A 20,555-nucleotide genomic window follows, 5' to 3' on the forward strand; every position below is an offset into this window, starting at 1 on the left:
CATGACCGAAGATCTGATGCAAGATGACACCGAATCCGGGGACCGTCAGTTCGTCACCGCCCTTGCCCGCGGCCTGGACATCCTGGGCTGCTTTAAGCCGGGGGACCGATTCCTGTCGAATCACGAAATCACGCGTCGCACCGGACTGGCGCGGCCGACCGTCTCGCGGCTGACTTATACGCTGACCCGGACCGGCCACCTGATCCGCGACAACAATAGCGGCGAATACCGGCTTAGCCCCAGGGTGCTGCAGCTGGGCTTCAGCGTGCTGGCCGCGACCAGCATTTCCGAGCGATTCTCAGCCGAGATGGAGGCGCTGTCCATGGGGCCGAACCCCTATGTCACCGTATCCCTGGGTGAACGGGCCGGTACCCGCGCCATCATTCTGGCCGCCCGTCGCTCACATCAGGCAGTATCGCTTTCGATGGAGGTTGGCGCGCGGCTGCCGCTGTTCTACTCGGCCATCGGACGCGCGATGCTTGCCAGCGTGACAGCGGATGAGCGTGAGGAAATCCTGGCACAGGGCATCCGCGAATTTCCCGGTCAGCGCCAGCGCATGGAAGAAGGCGTCCGCGATGCGCTGCGGGATTTTGAGACTTACGGCTATTGCACCAGCTTTGGCGGCTGGCGCCCTGAAATCAACGGCATCGCCGCACCGCTGCGTTCAATCGACGGCACCACGGTCTATGGCGTCAATACCGGGGGACCGTCATTCCTCGTCTCACCCGAAGAGCTGCACGAACATTATGGCCCCCGCCTGCTCGATGTCGTGGCCAGCGTCAGTCGAACCTGACGTTCGCAGAAGCGAACCCGTATCACACCCGCGCGAAAGCACAACCCGGCCAGATGCGCGGCCCGGGGCGGGAAAATTCATATCGCCGCGGGGTCAAAAGCGGTTTCGTCCTCCATCAGTCGAATATTCTATCTCGTTCGCATTGCGAAATGATGGTTCATTATTATTGACAAGCTCTCTCACCCGTGCGATGCCGATGACAGAAGGCTGCATCAGCATTCGGAGGCTGCTGACCAGACGGGCTGACCGCCCTGCGCCAGCGCCCCATAGGAGGGTTTACCGCTGATGCAGTGCAGCGCTGTGGGGACCGCGCTGCCAATCGAACGCATACGGACGAAGCTGACAGGCAGCCTGCGGGTGCCGGCTTCCACAGGTATGCGTCTAATCAGGAAATAGGTGAGGAGGATCAGATGATTGCAAGAATGATATCTTCAGTCCTGGCACTGACGCTTGGGCTGGGCGCTGCAAATGCCGATGAGCTGATCATCGGATCGCAAATTCCGCTGACAGGCAGCGCCGCCCGGGCCGGCATGGGCATGAACGAAGGTATCCAGGTCGCCGCCAAGGTCTTTAACGAGACGAATGGCAAGCACACCGTCAAGGTCATCACCATCGACGACGAAAGCCAGCCTGCCAAAGCGGTGGCCGCCATCGAGCAGCTGAATGCTCAGGGCGCGCTGGCCTTTACCGGCGGATATGGCTCAAACATCATCGGCCCGGCCTCGGACGCGGCCGAGCGGCTGGGCAAGGTCTATATGACCTCGGGCGGCGTCGCGACCGAACTGTCCCAGCGCGGCCTTAAAACCTTTTTCCGCATCAGCAACGCCACGGGCTATGCCAAGGCGCTTGCCGGTCTGTCCGATACGCTGGACCTGCAATCCTTTTCGCTGATCTATTCGACGCGCGAATCCACCGCAGAGGTGGCCAAGCTGCTGGAAGAGATCTGGACCGCCGAGGGCAAAAAGGTGACGCTGCATCCCTTTGATCCCTCCATCGCCGATTTCAAGCCGGTGCTGCACAAGATCAAGCTGCAGGATAGCCCCGAGGCGATTGCGATGGTCGGCTATGAAAACGACTATGTCGGCATCATCCGCGCCGCCAAGGTGCTGAAACCCGATGCCAAGGCCATCATGGGCACCTGGTCCCTGGCGACACCCAAGATGTGGCAGGACTTTCCCGACCTGATGAACAACGTCTATGGCACCGCCCCCCTGCCCTATCCGGCGCAGTTCAACACGCCCGAAGAGCAGACCTTTGCCGAGGCCTATAAGGAAATGCACAACAAAGAGCCCGACTACCTTGGCATCTTTGGCTATGTGCAGGGGCTTTTGCTGTTCAACGCCGTGGCAGAGGCCTATGACGCCGGGACGCTGAACAGCGGCGGTGTACAGGATGCCCTGCGCAAGACCGAACATGACACGCTGATCGGCAAGGTCATTTTTGACGAATCCGGTGACAATACCAACTTCGCCCACCGGATGGCACAGCATCAGGACGGCGCTGTCGCCATTGTCTGGCCCAAGGAAAGTGCCACCGCCGAGGCAAGATTCCCTGCTGTCCCCTGGTAAGCATCCGCAGCGCGCCGCCCCCTGGCTTGCGGCGGCGCGGCCCTTTCAATTCCAGGAAATGCTGAATGTTCGATCTCGTCGCACAATCCGTGTTCTCGGGGCTGTTGGCCGGTGCCTATTACGCACTGATCGCCCTGGGGCTGGCGCTGGTCTTTGGGACCATGCGCATCATCAACCTTGCCCATGGCGAACTGGTCCTGCTGGCGGGCTATATCGCCTATACCGCTGAAAGCCGCTTTGGTCTTGACCCGCTGGCCGCACTGCCGGCCGCGATCATCATCGTCGCGCTGACCAGCGTGATCATCTATCTGCTGCTCACCAGAATTCGGGTCGACCGCGAGATCAACTCACTGATCCTGACCTTTGGCATCGCGATCATGCTGACAAACGGCATCCTGATGATCTGGTCGGCTGATATCCGTTCGACAACCTCCGGCTGGTATCTCGACTCGATCATCATCGGCGACACGCTGTTTGCCATGAACACCGAGATCCTGTTTGCGGTCATCGGCGTGCTCGTCGTGGGCGCGGTATGGTGGTGGCTGTCCAAAAGCTGGTATGGCCGGGCGCTGCGCGCCGTCTCGTCCAACCGAGACGCGGCAAAACTGATGGGCATCGACCCACGCACGACAGAAATCCTTTCCTTTGCCGTCGCCGGCCTGCTGGCGTCGATTGCAGGGATTGCGCTTTACAGCGGCAAGGTGATCGAACCTTCGCTGGGTCATTCGCTGACCATCAAGGCTTTCATCATCACCGTACTCGCCGGTCTGGGGTCGGTCCCGGGCGTGCTGATCGGCGCCGTGCTGATCGGGGTCGCCGAAAGCCTGACCGCGACGCTGTGGTCCTCGGCGTTGCAGGGCCTCGTCTCGATGCTGTTGTTCCTGATCGTACTGCTGGTCATGCCCTCGGGCCTGTTTGGCCGCACCAGGAGGCGTGGATGATGAAATATCTTTCCCTGATCATTATTCTGGCCGGTGCTTATCTGGCCGTTCCTCTGCAGTTTGGCGGCAACGATTACGTCATCGGCATCGTCGTCTCGGCCCTGACCATCGCCGGCATCGCCGTGGCATGGGCCATGCTTGGCAACCTTGGCGGCATGATCTCATTTGGTCACTCGGCTTTCTTCGGGGTCGGCGCTTACGGTTCGGCCCTGCTTGCGATGAACGCGGGGCTGCCGGTCTTTCCCTCGATCCTTGCGGGGGGTGTCATCGCCGGGGTCGTCTCGATCCTGACCATGCCGACGCTGCGCCTGCGCGGGCCCTATTTCGCGCTTGCCATGCTGGCTTTTGCCGAGATCTTTCGCATTCTCGCGATCGAGATGCGCTGGCTGACCAACGGTTCGGGCGGGCTTTTGTCGATCCCGCGCCTGCAGACGGTATTTGGCTTCGACTTTGGCTCGCGTCTGGGGGGATATTTCGTCGTCCTGACCCTGGTCCTGCTGACCGTATTTGTCTATTGGCTGATCCGTAACCGCCCCGAAGGGCTGGCCCTGCGCGCCATGCATGACAGTGAGGATGCGACGCTGGTGGTCGGGGTCAACGCGACCCGTCTCAAGGCGGCGGTTCTGGTCGTCTCGGCCTTTCTGACCGGGATCATGGGGGCGTTTAACGCCCATTACATCAACTTTCTTGAACCCGATTACGCCTTCAACGGCAGCTGGACGACGCTTGCCATCGTTGCGGCGATCTTTGGCGGCTACAAGACGCTGTGGGGGCCTGTCGCCGGCGCTTTGATCGTCTATCTGGTCGATCAATTCGTCTTCAAGGCGATCATGCCCTCGGGTCACCAGCTTATCCTTGGCGGCCTGCTTGCGGCCATTGTCATCTTCTCGCCCAGCGGGCTGTTGCCCTGGCTGGCCAGTCGCTTCAGGAAGGAGGCCGGCGATGCTGCTCACCCTTGATCATGTGACGGTGGCCTTCGGCGGCCTCGTGGCAGTCTCGGATGTCAGTTTCTCGGTCTCCGAGCATGAGGTGCTGGGACTGGTCGGGCCGAACGGCGCAGGAAAAACGACCCTGTTCAACGCGATCTCGGGTCTGGTCCGGCCCAGCAAGGGCAAGATGACCTTCTGCGGCCATGACCTGACCGGCATCCCGATCCACAAGCGTGCGCGGATCGGGATCGGCCGCGCCTTTCAGGTGCCACAGCCCATGCATGAGCTGACGGTACGGGAAAACCTGATCGTCGCACAGCATTTCGGCACCGGACACAGCAACCCCGGAAAGATCGACGAAATCCTTGATCTGACCCGGCTGGGTCACAAGGCCAACCGCGACGCCGCCAGTTCGCTGGCCCTGACCGAACAAAAGGCGCTGGAGGTCGGCAAGGCCCTGGCCACCAACCCCCGGATGCTGATGCTGGACGAGGTGCTGGCCGGGCTGGAAACGAACGGCAAACGCGCCTTCATGCAGACGCTGGACGACGCGCGCCAAAGGTTCGGCGTCGCGCTGCTGATGGTCGAACATGATATCGAGACCATCTCGAACACCTGCCAGCGCGTCCTTGTGCTGAACTTTGGCAAGCTCATCGCCGATGGCAGCCCGGAAGAAGTCTTCCGCAACCCCGAAGTGATCAGGAGTTATACCGGTGGCGAAACTGCTTGAAATCGACAAGGTCCGGGCCGGTTATGACGCGATCAACGTGCTGTGGGACATCTCGCTGACAGCCGAAGAGGGCAAGCTGACCTGCATTCTTGGCCCGAACGGCGGTGGTAAGACCACGCTGATGCGGGCGATCATGGGGCTGATCCCGCTGCGTCAGGGCGCAATCCGGTTCGGGGGCAAGGACATCTCGAATGTGCCGACATGGAATCTGGTCGCGGATGGGCTGACCATGATCCCCGAAGGCCGGATGATCTTTCGCGACATGACGGTCGAGGACAATCTGCTGATCGGCGGCTTTACCCGGCGCTGCCGGGCAAACGCGCGGGCCAATCTTGAGATGGCCTACAGCACCTTCCCCCGCCTGAAAGAGCGCCGGCACCAGCTTGCCAGCTCGCTTTCGGGCGGAGAGGCGCAGATGCTTGCCATGGGCCGCGGATTGATGGAGGAACCAAAGCTGATCCTTGTCGATGAGCCCTCTCTGGGCCTCTCTCCGCTTCTGACCGATGAGGTCATGGCGATCCTTGAACAGCTTAAGGCGCAGGGCCGTACCATCATTCTGGTCGAGCAAAACACCCATAAGGCACTGAAAATCGCCGATCATGTCTATCTGGTCCGTGGCGGCAAGGTCGTGCTCTCCGAACGGAAAGAGGATGTGGACATGGACCGGCTGCACGATCTCTATTTCGCCCGTGACGTCGCAGCCAACCGGTAGGACGCCTGAGCCCGCGATCAAAGGAGCCTATGTGGATAGAGGTTTCATGCAGCGCCTGAAGGACGGGCCTGATGGTTGCTGACGTCCGACCCCGTCCGACCCGGACCCGCCGCCCCCCCGACCGGGGCAGGGTCAGCGCCATCATCCTGATCACGCTGATCTTTTCGGTTCTGACCGAGGTGCTTTTTCCCTCGGTGGTGCTGCGCAACCTTTCACGCGGGCTGCTTGTCGCATATCTGCTGCTGGAATGGCCCGGCATCCAGCGCAATGGCCGGGTGATGCTTGCCATAGCGGGTATGCTCACCATCGCGGCAATCGCCGCCGGGGCCGAGCTAAGGGCAGCGGGGCAGGCGCTGGATCAGGGCGCATTCTTTGCCACCTTCTTTGCCAACCAGTTCTTTTTGCGAGAACCGGCCCGCAGCTCGGTTCTTGTGCGGCGCTGCGCGTCCTTTTTCATCGACCAGCCCCCGGCGCGCCGTTACGGCCTGCTGACCATCGGCGGCTATCTTTTCGGCATTATCCTGAACCTTGGCGTGTTAAGCCTGTTGGGCCTGATGATCCGGCAGCGCAATTCGCTGGCTGCGGCGGGCGGCAATGATGAATTGCGGCAGGTTCGGGAACGGAGGATGCTTCTGGCGCTGCTGCGGGGGTTTTCGGCAACGCCGCTCGCCTCTCCGCTATCCATCGCCATGGCGGTGCTTTTGTCGGTCCTGCCCGGTCTGGAATGGGTCCAGCTGCTTTTGCTGGGCCTGACCACCGCCGCGATCCTGCTGACATTCGGCTGGGTGATCGACCGGATCACCGCACCCCGGCATCTGGCGCATCTGGTCCCTCCGGCCAGAGGCCATCGCGATCCTGCGGCCTTGGTTGGGCTGGTGACGCTGGTCCTGTCGGTCTTTGGGCTGGCAGTCGTTATTGAAACCACCGCCAGCCTGCCCCTGAACCGCGCGGTTCTGGTCGCCCTGCCCCTTGCCGGCATGGCGTGGCTTGGCTGGCAATACCGCCATTTCCGCCCCGTTACCGGAGGACGGCTGGTCGGCAGGCGCCTTGTGCGCGAAGGCGCCCGCGTCTTTCCCCGCTACCGGACCGAAATCGCAATTCTTTCGTCAGCGGGGTTCATCGGCACGATGCTTTCGGCACTGGTACCGCCCCCGGTTCTGGGGGCGGCCCTGACAGGCTATGCCCCGGGCGGTTTGCTGATGCCCGCATTCTTTATGCTGCTGGTCATATTGCCCGCGCTTGTGGGGATGAACCCGATCATGACGGTGACGATCCTTGGCGCGGCGCTTGCTGCCGCACCCGCGACCGGGCTGCCGACCGTGGTTCTGGCACTGGCGCTGATCTCGGGCTGGGCCCTGGCGATCAACACCTCACCCCTGACCGCCTCATCAATGGTGCTGGCTGATATGGTCAACCGCACACCGCAAGAGGTCACGCTGCGCTGGAACGGGCGTTTCGCATTGGCTGCCTATGTCCTGCTGTCGGGCTGGTTCGCGCTGCTCGTCGTGATCCTGCGCAGTCAGGGCCTTTGATCAGCCAGAACGATGCCCACACACCCGTTGACGCAGTGCTGATCGACGCCGGGTGGCACGGCCCCGCCTGTTGCGAGGGCGAGCCGCTAGTCGATCATCGCAATGCGCCCGTCGCGGATCGCCACAAAGCTGCCGGGCTGCTCATCCCCGGTCAGAATGACGCGCCCCGTCAGAACCGTATCGAATTCAGCCATGATCTCTCCCTCCATGGCTGAATTATGAAGAGGTCACGGGTTCTTGATATATCCCAAAAGGTGCGCACGAGATGCGAGATGAATCCGGTCACCTGACCGGATGGCGCGCAAAGCGATGGCGCGGGGTTGGTCAGGCCTCGCCCGCCTCGTCCATCGAATGGGTCATGGCGTCGGCAAATTTCCGCATCAGACGGACCAGCTCATCGACCTCGCCCGGCTCCCAATTGGCAAAGGCGGCCATGGCGATACGTTCGCGGGCCGCGTCGATCTTGTCGGTCATCTCTTTGCCCTTGGCGGTCACGACCGCCTTGTTGACGCGCCTGTCGGTCGGGCTTTGCCGCCGCTCGACCAGCCCAAGGCTTTCAAGTTTCGACACCTGACGGCTGACGGTCGTGTAGTCCCGCCCCACCCCGTCGGCCAGTTCGACAACCCCGATCGGGCCGCGCCGCTCGATCCCGACCAGCAGCGGAAACAGCGCCCGGTCCAGCGAAATCCCGGCCTGCCGCGTCAGCGCCTCATCGCGCTGGGGCTGGTTCATCAGCGTGGCGATATCAACAAGCGCCTCATGCAGATTGCGGATCTGACTCTTAATATGTGTATTTTGCATATTTTTTATTGACATCGCACTTACCATCCATTTATGTGCGTAATACACATATGGAGAGAGAAATGGCAAACGAATATGCCGCAGATGTGCTCATCTGCGGTGCGGGGGCGGCTGGCCTGACGCTGGCCATCGACCTTGCGCGCCGCGGTGTGAGCTTTCGCCTTATCGACAAGCTGGCGCAGCCTTTCCCCGGCTCGCGCGGCAAGGGCATCCAGCCGCGTACGCAAGAGATTTTCGAGGATCTTGGCGTGCTAGACCGGCTGGTCGCAGCGGGCGGGATCTATCCGCCGATACGCGATCACCGCCCCGATGGCAGCTTTGCCGAGATCAGCCCGGTCGAGCTGCAAGAGCCGACTCCGGCCGAGCCCTATCACCTTGCCCTGATGGTCCCGCAATTCCTGACCGAGGCGGTCCTGCGCCAGCGATTGGCGGAACTGGGTCACCACGCAGAATTCGGCTGCAAGCTCATTGCGTTGCGGCAGGACGCGGACGGGGTCACTGCCGACCTGATCAGCGCCAAAAGCGATGAGACTGCGCGCTTTCGCTATCTGGTCGGCACGGACGGCGGGCGCAGCTTTGTGCGGCAGGCGCTTGATATTGCCTTTCCGGGCCGCACGCTGGGCGCGCGGGCCATGGTCGCGGATGTGGCGCTGACCGGGCTTGATCGCACGGCATGGCACCGCTTCAACGGCGACGACAAGGAACGGATGCTGATGGCCTGTCCGCTGGCCGGAACCGACCTCTTTCAGATCCAGGCCCCGATCCCGGCCGAGGGTGGGGCCGACCTGTCAGCAGAGGGGATCGAGCGGATGTTTCTGGACCGCACTGGTCGGGCGGACATTCGCATCACCGCCGTCAACTGGGCCTCGGCCTATGCAATGAACGCACGGCTGGCCGAGCATTACCGCGGCGGGCGCGTATTTCTGGCCGGAGACGCCGCCCATATCCATCCGCCAACCGGTGGGCAGGGTCTGAACACCAGCGTACAGGATGCCTATAACCTGGGCTGGAAACTGGCTGCGGTGCTGGGTGGGGCGGACGACACGCTGTTGGACAGCTATGAGGCCGAGCGGCGACCGGTGGCCGAGGGGATGCTGGGCCTTGCCACGCGGCTGCTTAGGGAAAGCCAAAGCGGTGGGATGCGGCGCGGGCGCGAGGTGCAGCAGCTTGATATCGGCTACCCGGACTCTGCGCTTATCCCCGACCTGCCGCCACGCAAGGGCACGCTTCGGCCCGGCGAACGTGCTCCGGATGCGCCGGTCATGGGCGCGGCGGGCCAGCCGTCGCGGCTGTTCCACTGGTTCCGCGGACCGCACTGGACGCTGCTGGTCCATGGGGCCACGGGGGTCGCGCCAACCCCGCGCGCCGGGCTGCATATCCACCACATCGGCCCGCAGGGCGATCTGATTGATCACGACGGACATGTCCGCGCGGCCTACGGGCTTGCCCAGGGCGAGGCGGCACTGATCCGCCCTGACGGCTATATCGCAGCGATCCTGCCCGCGGTAAGCGAGGCGACAGCGCAGCTTGAGACATTTCTTAACCGCATGGGCCTGAACCGTTGTCGTGGGTAACCCTGTAAGCGCCGGCCCCGCGCCCTGACTGGCGGCGCATGCTGCCGGTCAGGGCCATCGTTTGCACCTATTCGGCGGGGACGGCGGCCGTCCTGCCGGTCCTGCCCTTTCTGGTGCGATCTATGGGGGCTCTCCGCTGGTTCTTGGCATCGTCATCGCGGCCGAGGCGGTGGCGCAGTTCACCTCGGCCCCTGTTGTGGGCCAGCTCTCCGACCGGCCGGGCCACAAACGGGTGCTGATGGCCAGCCAGATCCTTGCGGCTGCCAGCCTGTTGCTGCTTGCCCTTGTGCCGGCCGTCGTCTTTGTCCTGATCGCGCGGGTCATGTTCGGGCTGACGGCCGGCAATGTCTCGGCCTCCACCGCCTATATCGCCGATCACACCGATGCGGCGGGCTATCTGATGGCCGGGTCCGGCCATGGCGGGATCATGGGCGCAGGGCTGTAAGGTCTGCTCTCGGGCCTGTCGCTCGATGCGCCGATCCTTGCTGCGCTGGGGCTGGTGCTTGTCCCGACGCTGGTAACGAAGCTGCGGCTGGAAGACGGGGGTAAAGCGCCAGCCAAGGACCGCCCGCGACCCAAGCCCGCCCAGATCTTGACTATCGCAGCCGCGCCGATGATCCGGGTATTGATCGCGGTCATCCTGTGCCATTTCATCGCTTATGGCATGTATAGCTCGCAATTGCCGGTCTATCTGGGCGAAACCTTCGTCTGGAACGGCCACGCCGTCGGCGTGCGTGAGTTCAGCTATCTTGTCATGGCGGATGGCGCGATCAACATCCTTGCCCGGTTCTTTCTGCCGGGATGGCTTGGCCGGTTGATGACCGGGCGCGGGCTGATGCTGATGATCTTTGCGCTGATCTGCACGGGCTTCACGACCGCAGGGCTGGCGACGACGATCCCGGCGCTTGCGGTTCTATGCGTCTGCACCGCCGATGCACTGGCCGAACCCACCTATCTGGCCGCTTTGTCGCGCCATGTTCCGCCCAAGCGGCAGGGCGTCGCATTGGGCGCAGCGCAGTCGCTGATCGCAGGGGCGGATGTCTCTCGCCCGTGCTGGCAGGGCTTGTCGTCGGTCAGGCGCTGTACGGGTTGCGGATTGGCGCGACCGTCGCCCCTGGCGGGGCCGCCATTGCCGCAACCCGCATCCCCGCATCTGGCGGGGGGGTTGGACGGGGGCGCGTTCGAATAGCGCGCCCCCAGCTTCAGCACTGCCCCAGCATCCAGCGCCGCGAGGTGGGCGGCGCCTTTTTCTTGCACAGGTTGCAGCCGCAACTGGGCAGATGGCTGCGCTTGACCACGCGCGGCTCGGACGAGCTTGCCTCTGCCCTGTGCTCGGCCCGGCGCAACCCGCTGGAGAGGGTGCTGATCTGCGGCAGCGCCGGCAGCACACCAGCAGGGGCACCGCAGCAGGGGCAGGCCGCGCCGGCGCGGCTGGCCTCATAGCTCATCCGCTCGGTAAAGATGCCATGTTCAGAGCAGGCGAAATCATAGATCGGCATGGAAAGCCCTTCTCACATCAATCCATCAAGCAGCAGAAAACCGGGCAGCCAGCCGGTGAGGATCCCGGCCAGCAGCGTGACCCATGCAGTCTGGCGCAGGATCGGACGGCCTAGCGCCAGCAGCAGGAAATACATGAACCACAAGACGCCCCAGATCGCCCAGTTCGCGGCCAGCCACAGCTCGGTCGCGGAACCGGCAGCCATCACCGCGCGCAGGAAAACCGGCACGGTGGTGATGGCGACAAACAGGCTGAACCAGCCAAGGCCACGCCCGTCCACGGCGACAAGCCGGTTATAGGCGACCCAGAAATAGGTCGTGCTGAACATCAGTGTCAGCGCCGCCGCACGCACGCTTTGCCCGTCCGCGCCCTGGCCAAAGGCGCCCTGCACCACCACTGCGCCCGCAACCAGGCCCGAGATGATGTTGATAACGACGATCTCGCGGTCCTCGATCCGGCCCATCAGCCACAGGCCATTCAGAAACAGCACAGCGCCGACGTAGAACAATAGAAAGCCAAGCAGCATGATCTTGTCTCCTGCAGATCCTCGCGCGCGCCCCGGCGAACTGCGGGACGCGCGACTTGGGGGGAGGAACCGTCAGCTGGTCCTGGCGACCGGGACATCGGGAACCGAGCGTGTCGGCCCATCGCCGTTTGGCCGGATATCAAAGTCGAAAATCGCCGTTGGAATGGCCAGGGTCGCGCAGACGTTGGGAATGTCGACGATGCCGGCAATGCGCCCCTCAACCGGAGCGGTGCCAAGGATCATATATGCCTGTTCGCCTGTATATCCGAATTTCTTTAGATATTCTATGGCATTAAGGCAGGCACGACGATAGGCGACATGGGCGTCGAGGTAATATTGCTCGCCCGTGTGTTCATCGACCGAGATCCCCTCAAAGATCAGGTAATCGTCGAAATGCGGATCAATGGGCGAGGGACGGAAGATCGGGTTCACCACGCCGTATTTGGACATGCCGTCCTTGATGATCTCGACCTTGATCTCGATCCAGCCGGCCATTTCGATCGCGCCGCAGAAGGTGATCTCGCCATCGCCCTGACTGAAGTGGATATCGCCCATCGACAGCCCGCCGCCCTTTACATAGACGGGGAAATACACCTTGGAACCGCGCGACAGGTTCTTGATATCGCAATTGCCGCCATGTTCGCGCGGCGGAACGGTGCGCCACGCCTCTTCGGCGGCGCGCTGCGCGGCGGCACCACTCAGATGACCCATCAGCGCAGTTGCGGCATGGGGCGGGTTCGCCAGCGGAGGCACACGCGTCGGGTTGGTCGCGATCAGCTCGGCCTCGCGCCGGTTCGCCTCGGCCAACAGTTTATGATCGGGCAGACAGCCGATCAGGCCCGGGTGAATCAGGCCCGGATAGCGTACGCCGGGGATATGGCGCGAGGTGGTATAGATACCCTCGAAATCCCAGATCGACTTGACGGCTTCGGGGTAATGTTCGGTCAGAAAGCCGCCGCCGTTTTCCTTGGCAAACAGGCCGTTAAAGCCCCAGCGCGACTCGGGCAGCGCGCCGATATCCAGAATATCGACCACCAGCAGATCGCCCGGCTCGGCACCTTCGAACCCAAAGGGACCGGAAAGGTAATGCACCCGCGTCAGATCCGCATCGCGGATATCATTGGCGCTGTCATTGTTGCCAACCTGGCCTCCGGTCCAGTCATAACATTCAACCCGCAGCACCTCGCCGGGCTTGAAGGTCTCGACCATCGGAATATCGGGATGCCAGCGGTTATGCGGCTTTTGAATGGCCTCTTCGGGGGCCTTGTTAAGATCGACCTTGAATACGGTTCTGGACATGATTTGCTCCCTGACTGGCGACCGGCCTCTGGGGACCGGTTCCGCGCCTAGCCTGGGGCGCGCATGTAATCGCCATTCATGCCGAAAGAGGCAGAAATGTAATTCTTTGTAACCGGCGCTTGCGCGGCACGGGCTTTCGCGGCGCCATGCAAGGCACGGGCAATTCCCAGCCAGGGCAAAGCCCGCTAGGCTGATGGATGCCACAGGGACAAAGGCAGCCCGCACAGGCAACCGGGGAGGATCGGTGAACAGGCATAGCGCCATCGACGAAGGGGACCTGCCGGCCGGCGCCCCGGGCGGTTTTCCGGGCCTTGAGCCCGCACCACGCAGCTATCAGTCCTGGGTCGCCGATGAGACGATCGAGGATTACGCCCTGCGTTACGCCCCGGCAAGCCACCGCCGCTGGAGCCCGGGCATCATCACCCATACCGCGCTGGGGGGCATTTCGTTTCTGGCACTTGAGGCGATTGGGGCGGCACTGACCATCTCATGGGGGGTGCATGTGACGGTGGTGGCGGTGCTGATCGTTTCGGCATTCATCTTTGTCACCAGCCTGCCCATTGCCTATCACGTCGCGCGCTCGAATGTGGATATGGACCTGCTGACGCGCGGGGCGGGCTTTGGCTATATCGGCTCGGCCATCACCTCGCTGATCTACGCGACCTATACGATCATCTTCTTTGCGCTCGAAGGGGTGATCATCGGACAGGCGCTGCATGTATGTTTCGGCCTGCCCCTGCCTTTGGGCTATCTGTTGTCGGCGCTGTCGATCCTGCCCATCGCCTCACGCGGGATGACGGCGATCTCGCGCTTTCAGGTGGTGACACAACTGCCATGGATCGTGCTGGCGCTTTTGCCCTTTGCCGCCATCGCCTGGACCGAGCCCGATGCCGCGCAGAGCTGGCTACATGCCCCCGGCCCCGCCTTTACCATGTTGTCGCTGGGTGGTGCCATCGGCGTCCTGTGCGCACTGACGCTGCAAATCGGCGAACAGGTGGACTATCTGCGCTTTCTGCCCCCGCGTGAGGCCAGCAGCCGCCTTGGCTGGTGGGGGGCGCTGATCATGGCCGGGCCGGGCTGGGTCCTAATCGGCGGCACCAAGGTGCTGATGGGCAGCTTTCTTGTCTGGCTCGCCATCGGGGACGGTATGTCCCCCGATTTCGCGGCCGAGCCGATCGGCATGTTCTGGCACGCCTATGAATATTTGTTTGGTCCGCGCGCCGCGCTGGTGGTGGCGACGGTTTACATCCTTGTCGCACAGATCAAGATCAACGTGACCAATGCCTATGCAGGCTCGCTTGCGCAGTCGAATTTCTTTCTGCGCGTCGCACGCTATCATCCGGGGCGGCTGATCTGGCTGCTGATCCATGTCGCGATCAGTTGCGCGCTGATGCTGATGGGGGTCTTTGCCACGCTTGAGGCGGTGCTGGCCATCTATGCCAACCTTGCACTGGCCTGGCTGGGCGCGATCTTTGCCGATCTGGCGGTGCTGAAGCCACTGGGCCTTAGCCCGGCCCGGATCGAGTTTCGGCGCGCCCATCTGCCCGATTTCAACCCGGTCGGATGCGGCGGCATGGCACTGGGGGCACTGGTGGGGCTGGCGCTTTACGCGGGCCTTGGCGGGCAAATGGCACAGGCCTGGTCCGCGCCCATCGCCTTTGCCCTGTCCCTGATCGCGGCGACGGGGCTGGGTCTGATGCGACAGGGGCATGGCTTTATTGCCCGCGCGCCCCATGTCTTTCGCCGCCGCACACATTGCGACTGCGCGATTTGCAGCCACGGCTATGAAACGCGCGACATGGCCTATTGCACCTTCTATGAGCGGCCGATCTGTTCGCTGTGTTGCAGTCTTGAGCCGCATTGCCGCGATTTTTGCAAGCGCGGGCGAGCACCGGACGCGGTTGATCCCGCCGCCCCTGCCCTGCGCCTGCAGCGGATGCCGCCGCGCCTTGGGCAGCGCGCCTGGCAGGTCGCGGCGGTTTTCGCGCTGCTGATGGCGGGGCTTGGACTGGTCTACCTGCTGGCGCGGTACCTCTCGGCCAGTCTGCAGAACCCGCAGGCGGCAACGCATGTGTTTTTGGGCTCGGCCCCTTTGCTGGCGCTGCTGGCCTTTTGGGCCGTGATGGCGAATGAGCGCCGCCGCCTGACCGAGGATGATCTGATCGACGCCCTGCGCCGGCTTGGCTCGACCCAGCGCGAACTGGCGGTTCGCCAGCGCCTTGCCGCCGTGGGCGAGGTCGCGGCGACGATCAGCCATGAACTGCGCAACCCGCTGGGTACCATCACCAGTTCGGTCGAGGTGCTGTCACGCAGCCCCGGCCTTGGTCCCGAAGCCGAAGAGGACGTGCAGCGCATCCGCCGCAACATCGCCCGTTGCAGCCGCATCATCGACATCTTGCTGGATTTCGCCCGGCAGGGCGCGCATGAGACGGTGCCGGTCGATCTGCGCGACTGGCTGGCGGGGCTGGTCGCGGAACATCCCGCCGCGCAGCAGATCACCATGCAGGTGCCTGAAGGGATGCGGCTGCGCTGCGATCCGACGCGGCTGCAATTTGCCATCCGCAACCTGATCGAGAACGGGTTGCAGGCCGCCGAAACCGTCCCCGGCCGGGTTCCCCATGTCACCTTGCGCGCCTTTCACGACGGCACGCGGACGATCCTTGAGATCGGGGACAACGGCCCCGGCCTTGCACCCGAGATCCGCGCCCGCGCCTTTGACCCTCTGGTCACGACCAAGGCCTCTGGCGTGGGGCTGGGCCTTGCGCTGGTGCGCCGGGTGGCGGAACTGCACGGCGGTGATGCCTGGATCGCCCGCACCGGACCCGAGGGTACGGCCATGCGGCTAAGCATCCACGAACAGCCATGAGGCCAGCCATGACCCGGCGGCTGCTCATCCTCGACGACGATGCCGATTTCGCCGTCTCGACCTCGCGCGCGCTGGCGCTTGAAGGGGTGGAATGCCGCATAGCCCCGGACGGCGCATCTGCCCTTGCGTTGCTGGAGGCCGAGCCGATTGAGGTGGTGCTGATCGACATCCGCCTGCGTGACGAGGACGGGACAGAGCTTGCCGCGCGGCTAAGCACGCTGCATCCCGGTCTGGTGATGGTGATCATGACCGCATATGCCTCGGTCGACAGTGCCATCGCGGCGCTGAAAGCGGGGGCATACGATTATCTGCGCAAGCCCTTCTTTCTGGATGAGCTGATGCAGGCGCTTGAGCGCTGCTTTCAACTGGTCGAACTGCGCGCCGCCAAGGCCCGTGCCGAACGCGAACTGGCCCTGATGCGCCAGATCGAGGCGACATCGCGGCTGGCGGCAGGCCTGTCACATGATTTCAAGAACATGCTGGCGGTGATCCGCGCCAATCTTGCGGTGATCGCCGAACGTTTGCCAGCGCAGGACGGTCTTGCACCCTATGCGGGGGACGCGCTTGACGCTGCGATGACGGCGGGTGATCTGGTCACGCGGCTGATGGGATTTGCCCGCCAGCCCACGCAATCGCCCGATCCGGCCGATCTGCGCCAGCCGGTCGGCAATGCCGTGTCCATGCTGGCGCGTACGCTGTGTCAGGGCATGCGCATCGAATGCGACCTGCCCGACCGGCCATTGCTTGCCCCCGTCGATCCTGTCCAGATCGAGACCGCTGTGGTCAATCTGCTGATCAATGCCCGCGACGCGACCAAGGGCCGGGGGCCGGTGCGGGTCCGGTTGCGCCATATCTGGCGCGGCAGCGATTACGCGCGCCTTACGGTCGAGGATGAGGGACCGGGATTTGATGCCGTAGTCCTTGATCATGCGCCAGAGCCGCTGTTCACCACCAAGCCGGGTGGCACCGGGCTGGGACTGCCGATGATCCAGCAGCTGGCACTGGTCAGCGGCGGGGATTTCCATATCGGCAATAGCGAAGGCGGCGGCGCGCGGGTAGTTCTTGACCTGCCATGCCTGCGCCCCGACAGCGCCGCGCAACCCTAATTCTCGGGCGAGAACATATAGCCCGCGCCACGAATGGTGCGGATGCGCCGCGGCTGCGGTCCGGTATCGCCGATCTTGCGGCGGATCTTGCCGATCATCACATCGACCGAACGGTCGTAAGGCGACCAGTTGCGGCTGACGGTCAGGTCCAGCAACTGATCGCGGCTCAGCACCCGTCCGGGCCGCTGCGCCAGCACGCTGAGCAGGTTGAATTCCTGGGTGGTCAGATCCTGCACCTGACCATGCTGGTCGCGCAGCACCCGCGCATCAAGATCCAGCACCCAGCCGTCAAAGACGATCCGACGCGTCTCGGCCTGCGCCTTTGGCCCGCCCGAGGGCAACCGGCGCAGAATGGCACGGATACGGGCCAGAAGCTCACGCGGTTCGAACGGCTTGACAAGGAAATCATCCGCCCCGATCTCCAGCCCGACGATGCGATCCAGTGCCTCTTGCCGGGCTGACAGGAACAGAATGCCAAGGTCGTGTTCCTTTTTCAGTTCGCGCGCCAGCGCATAGCCGTCCTCGCGTCCCGGCAGGCCCACGTCCAGCACCACCAGATCAAAGCCCTTGCCTGCCAGCGCCCGACGCATCGCCGCGCCGTCATGGGCAGCCTCGACCTGATAGCCCTGTTCAGTGAAATAGCGGCACAGGAATGCGCTGAGCTTGCGGTCATCCTCGACAAAAAGGATGCGCTGCGGCGGTTCGGTTTCGGGCGTAGGGACCGGGGTTCCGGTCGGGCAAGAGATCATGGCGTGGCGTTCCGTCGGACCTCAGGGCCCTTCGTTCAAGCTGCAGGGCGTCCGAAGATTTCGCCAACATAGCTGCGCAAAATCAAGCTTCATAGCCCCAGGAAAAGCCAAGTTTACCGACCGCTTGGCCAGAGCCCGCGCAGGCGGCCGTTTCGCGCCCGCGCGATTCTTGTTGCAGTTGTAACATGCTCTGCGGTGCAGGACGGGCGAAAAATCCTGCCTCTCGGCAGGCGAATTTAAATACACCATATCTATCGACATTAAGTGATTTCTGGTTAGCTTCTGATGTCCGGAACCATCACTCTGGACAGGTTGAACATGACCAAGATTCCATCCCGCCGGCTGCTGGCATTGGCTGTCAGCCTGGCAATTCTTGCCCCACCCGCCATCGCGCAAGAGCCGCTGCCGGACAAAATACCCGAAGGTACCGTACTGCGCGTCGGCGACCCGGTCACCCAAAAGGCGCTTGAGCTTTCGGGCCTGATCGACGAGGTCGGCTTCAAGATCGAATGGGCCAATCTTAGCGGCGGCCCACAAACCAGCGAGGCGTTTCGCGCCAAGGCGCTGGACGTCGCCAGCGTCGCCGAAATCCCCTCGATCCATGCGACATGGAACGACCTTCCTGTCCGCAACATCGCCTATCGCGAACGGCAGGACCCGATCGCCCATCCGATCTATCGCTTTGGCGTCAGCCCCGCCCTTGGCGAACAGATCAGAAGCATTCAGGACTTCAGGGGCCGGCGCATCGCCTATAGCCCGGGACAGGCGCAAGGCGCGCTGGTCCTGCGCACGCTTGAGGCGGCGGGCCTGACCCGTGACGATGTGACCTTGGTCGAGATCCCCAGCACGGGCGATGTCTATCCGGTCGCGCTTGCCTCGGGTCAGGTGGATGTCGCCCCGCTCGGCAGTGTCTATATCGCCCGCTACATCCGCCAATATGGCCCCGACGGTGCGCGACTGGTCGATCATGGGCTGCGCGACGACCCCAGCCATCTGTGGGCGCCGCAATGGGTGCTTGACGATCCGGCCAAAGCGGCAGCGGCGGCTGAATATGTCCGGCTCTGGGCGCGCGCCACGGAATGGATCAACGATCACCCCGAAGAATTCATTCAGGGCTATTACGTCAAGGATCAGAGCCTTTCCTATGAAGACGGCAAGGCCGCGGTTGAACAGACCGGCACTCAGGTCATTCCCGCGAACTGGGATGAGGTCATCGCCCGCCACACCCATACGATCGAGCTTTTGGCCGAGGCGACGGGCAACACCCCCTTCAGCGCCGAAAAGATCTTTGACCGGCGCTTTGAACGGATCGCCGCCAAGGCGCTGGCGCAAGGCTCAAGCGCAACCAGGCAAGAGGAGCTGACCCAATGACGCTGATCGCAACCGACGATTTCAAGCCCGCGACGGCAGCGGCGCCAGCCGCCCCGCTTGTACGTGCCCGCAGGGGCGGCCGGGTGCGGCTGGGACCCGGTCCCGCCATCCCCTTTGGCATGCAGCTGGGCAGCCTCTTGCTGGTGGCGTCGTGGGTGATCGGCTCGGGGCTGGGGCTGATAGATCCGCGCATCTTTTCAGCGCCATGGACGGTCGCAGACGCATTCCGCCAGCTGATCGCCGATGGCCGCTTGCAGGAACATTTCGGCGTCTCGGCCTGGCGTGCCGTCTCGGGGCTGGTGATCGGCGTCGCCATCGGCACAGTGCTGGCCGTGATCGCCGGCCTGTCGCGGCTGGGCGAGGCGCTGATTGACGGCCCGATCCAGATCAAGCGCGCGGTGCCGACGCTGGCGCTGATTCCGCTGTTGATGCTGTGGTTCGGCATCGGCGAGCAGATGAAGATCATCACCATCGTCCTTGCCGTGATCGTGCCGATCTACATCCACACCCATAACGCGCTGCGCGGCATCGACAACCGTTATGTCGAACTGTCCGAAACGCTGAATCTGCCGCGCTGGACCTTTATCCGTCAGGTCGTCCTGCCGGGGGCGCTGCCGGGCTTTCTGCTGGGGCTGCGCTTTGCGGTGACGCTGTGCTGGGTGTCGCTTGTTGTGGTTGAACAGGTGAACGCCACCAGCGGCCTTGGTTACATGATCAACCTCGCGCGGACCTATGGCCAGACCGAAATCATCATCGCGGGCATCGTGGTCTATGCCGTGCTGGGCCTCGCCTCGGATGCCGCCGTACGCTTTGTCGAAAGGAGGGCCCTCACATGGCGCCGCACACTGTCGCAATAGATGATCTGGTGGTTCAGACGCAGAATCTGCACCGCAGCTTTGACGGGCGCACCATACTTGACGGGCTGAACCTGCGGATCGCCAGGGGCGAGTTCGTGGCCCTGCTTGGCCGGTCGGGTTCGGGCAAAAGCACCTTCCTCAAGGCGCTGGCCGAGCTTGACCATGAGGTCACCGGGTCTGGCCGTCTGGATGTGCCGGAAAACAGGTCGGTGGTCTTTCAGGATGCCCGGCTGCTGCCCTGGCTGCGGGTCCTGGAAAACGTGACGCTGGGCCTGACCGGGGCCGATGACGCGGGGCGGCGCATGCTGCGGGAGGTGGGCCTGACCGGGCGCGAACGCTCATGGCCGGTCGAGCTTTCGGGCGGTGAGCAACAGCGCGTGGCGCTGGCCCGCTCACTGGTGCGCGAGCCCGAGCTTTTGCTGGCCGATGAGCCCTTTGGGGCGCTGGATGCGCTGACCCGCATCCGCATGCACGCCCTGCTGAAAGAGCTTTGCGCCCGTCACCGCCCCGCCGTTCTGCTGGTCACTCATGACGTGGACGAGGCGATCAGCCTGGCCGACCGGGTGCTGGTGCTCGAACAGGGGACATTTGTCGAGGACCTTTCGATCGACCTGCCCGCGCCACGCCAGCCCGACAACCCGCGCTTTGGCCAGCTTCGCCGTCATCTGCTGACCAAGCTGGGCGTCGCAACCCATTGAGTTAC

General features: G+C 63.4%; 18 protein-coding genes and 1 pseudogene. 14 read left to right on the top strand and 5 right to left on the bottom strand.

All coding sequences use genetic code 11. The features are described from left to right. Position 1 precedes the first annotated feature (1 nt). From M511_RS05230 to M511_RS05260, 7 genes are all read left to right on the top strand, one after another. Positions 2–793, top strand: coding sequence for an IclR family transcriptional regulator (locus tag M511_RS05230; protein ID WP_176224514.1), 792 nt, complete (start codon positions 2–4; stop codon positions 791–793). Positions 794–1,215: 422 nt separating this feature from the next. Then, positions 1,216–2,361, top strand: a complete 1,146-nt coding sequence (locus tag M511_RS05235) for an ABC transporter substrate-binding protein (RefSeq protein ID WP_217809575.1) — start codon at positions 1,216–1,218, stop codon at positions 2,359–2,361. A gap of 65 nt (positions 2,362–2,426) precedes the next feature. Further along, positions 2,427–3,302, top strand: coding sequence for a branched-chain amino acid ABC transporter permease (locus M511_RS05240; protein ID WP_085501562.1), 876 nt, complete (start codon positions 2,427–2,429; stop codon positions 3,300–3,302). Continuing rightward, a complete protein-coding gene (locus M511_RS05245; protein WP_217809576.1) occupies positions 3,299–4,261 on the top strand; it encodes a branched-chain amino acid ABC transporter permease in 963 nt (320 codons plus the stop codon). Before M511_RS05240 ends, M511_RS05245 begins: the two co-directional genes overlap by 4 nt. After that, positions 4,245–4,961: an ABC transporter ATP-binding protein gene (locus M511_RS05250; RefSeq protein WP_217809583.1), complete on the top strand. Its 717-nt coding sequence runs from the start codon at positions 4,245–4,247 to the stop codon at positions 4,959–4,961. Before M511_RS05245 ends, M511_RS05250 begins: the two co-directional genes overlap by 17 nt. Further along, a complete protein-coding gene (locus M511_RS05255; protein ID WP_217809577.1) occupies positions 4,945–5,673 on the top strand; it encodes an ABC transporter ATP-binding protein in 729 nt (242 codons plus the stop codon). The genes M511_RS05250 and M511_RS05255 overlap by 17 nt, the downstream gene beginning before the upstream one ends. 71 nt (positions 5,674–5,744) lie before the next feature. Further along, complete coding sequence (locus tag M511_RS05260; protein WP_085501563.1) at positions 5,745–7,205, top strand: hypothetical protein; 1,461 nt, start codon at positions 5,745–5,747, stop codon at positions 7,203–7,205. A 324-nt stretch (positions 7,206–7,529) separates the two neighbouring features. Here M511_RS05260 and M511_RS05265 read toward each other — a convergent pair whose 3' ends face one another. Further along, entirely contained in the window at positions 7,530–8,006 is a 477-nt protein-coding gene (locus M511_RS05265) for a MarR family winged helix-turn-helix transcriptional regulator (RefSeq protein WP_227493543.1), read from the bottom strand. 62 nt (positions 8,007–8,068) lie between these two features. Here M511_RS05265 and M511_RS05270 point away from each other — a divergent pair, with 62 nt between their 5' ends. Together M511_RS05270 and M511_RS19125 are read left to right on the top strand one after the other, a co-directional pair. After that, positions 8,069–9,580, top strand: coding sequence for an FAD-dependent oxidoreductase (locus tag M511_RS05270; protein ID WP_085501565.1), 1,512 nt, complete (start codon positions 8,069–8,071; stop codon positions 9,578–9,580). 61 nt (positions 9,581–9,641) lie between these two features. Further along, positions 9,642–10,769: pseudogene (locus tag M511_RS19125) on the top strand (MFS transporter). A gap of 13 nt (positions 10,770–10,782) precedes the next feature. On the opposite strand, the gene M511_RS05285 reads toward M511_RS19125, so the two are convergent. From M511_RS05285 to fmdA, 3 genes are all read right to left on the bottom strand, one after another. Next, complete coding sequence (locus tag M511_RS05285; RefSeq protein ID WP_217809580.1) at positions 10,783–11,079, bottom strand: zinc ribbon domain-containing protein; 297 nt, start codon at positions 11,077–11,079, stop codon at positions 10,783–10,785. A 12-nt stretch (positions 11,080–11,091) separates the two neighbouring features. After that, positions 11,092–11,604: an AmiS/UreI family transporter gene (locus M511_RS05290; RefSeq protein WP_085501566.1), complete on the bottom strand. Its 513-nt coding sequence runs from the start codon at positions 11,602–11,604 to the stop codon at positions 11,092–11,094. A gap of 72 nt (positions 11,605–11,676) precedes the next feature. After that, positions 11,677–12,903 (bottom strand): formamidase, encoded by a 1,227-nt coding sequence (fmdA, locus tag M511_RS05295; RefSeq protein ID WP_085501567.1) that lies wholly within the window; start codon positions 12,901–12,903, stop codon positions 11,677–11,679. Positions 12,904–13,147: 244 nt separating this feature from the next. Here fmdA and M511_RS19560 point away from each other — a divergent pair, with 244 nt between their 5' ends. Together M511_RS19560 and M511_RS05305 are read left to right on the top strand one after the other, a co-directional pair. After that, the gene (locus tag M511_RS19560; RefSeq protein ID WP_176224515.1) at positions 13,148–15,769 is read left to right on the top strand and encodes an ATP-binding protein; all 2,622 of its coding nucleotides are present in this window, start codon (positions 13,148–13,150) and stop codon (positions 15,767–15,769) included. Positions 15,770–15,777: 8 nt separating this feature from the next. Then, positions 15,778–16,875 carry a sensor histidine kinase gene (locus M511_RS05305; RefSeq protein ID WP_176224516.1) on the top strand — a complete coding sequence of 366 codons (1,098 nt, stop codon included), beginning with the start codon at positions 15,778–15,780 and terminating at the stop codon, positions 16,873–16,875. On the opposite strand, the gene M511_RS05310 is transcribed toward M511_RS05305, so the two are convergent. After that, positions 16,872–17,624 (bottom strand): response regulator, encoded by a 753-nt coding sequence (locus M511_RS05310; RefSeq protein ID WP_085501570.1) that lies wholly within the window; start codon positions 17,622–17,624, stop codon positions 16,872–16,874. The two genes, M511_RS05305 and M511_RS05310, sit on opposite strands and share 4 nt — an antisense overlap. A gap of 318 nt (positions 17,625–17,942) precedes the next feature. Here M511_RS05310 and M511_RS05315 point away from each other — a divergent pair, with 318 nt between their 5' ends. Genes M511_RS05315 through M511_RS05325 form a run of 3 tightly spaced genes read left to right on the top strand, consistent with a single transcriptional unit; the run spans position 17,943 to position 20,550 of the window. After that, positions 17,943–18,995 carry an ABC transporter substrate-binding protein gene (locus tag M511_RS05315; RefSeq protein WP_085501571.1) on the top strand — a complete coding sequence of 351 codons (1,053 nt, stop codon included), beginning with the start codon at positions 17,943–17,945 and terminating at the stop codon, positions 18,993–18,995. Next, positions 18,992–19,852: an ABC transporter permease gene (locus M511_RS05320; protein ID WP_085501572.1), complete on the top strand. Its 861-nt coding sequence runs from the start codon at positions 18,992–18,994 to the stop codon at positions 19,850–19,852. The genes M511_RS05315 and M511_RS05320 overlap by 4 nt, the downstream gene beginning before the upstream one ends. Beyond that, complete coding sequence (locus tag M511_RS05325; RefSeq protein ID WP_085501573.1) at positions 19,828–20,550, top strand: ABC transporter ATP-binding protein; 723 nt, start codon at positions 19,828–19,830, stop codon at positions 20,548–20,550. The genes M511_RS05320 and M511_RS05325 overlap by 25 nt, the downstream gene beginning before the upstream one ends. The last annotated feature ends 5 nt before the right edge of the window (positions 20,551–20,555 follow it).

The sequence above is a fragment of the Paracoccus sp. J56 genome (genome assembly GCF_019633685.1).
Classification (GTDB): domain Bacteria; phylum Pseudomonadota; class Alphaproteobacteria; order Rhodobacterales; family Rhodobacteraceae; genus Paracoccus; species Paracoccus kondratievae.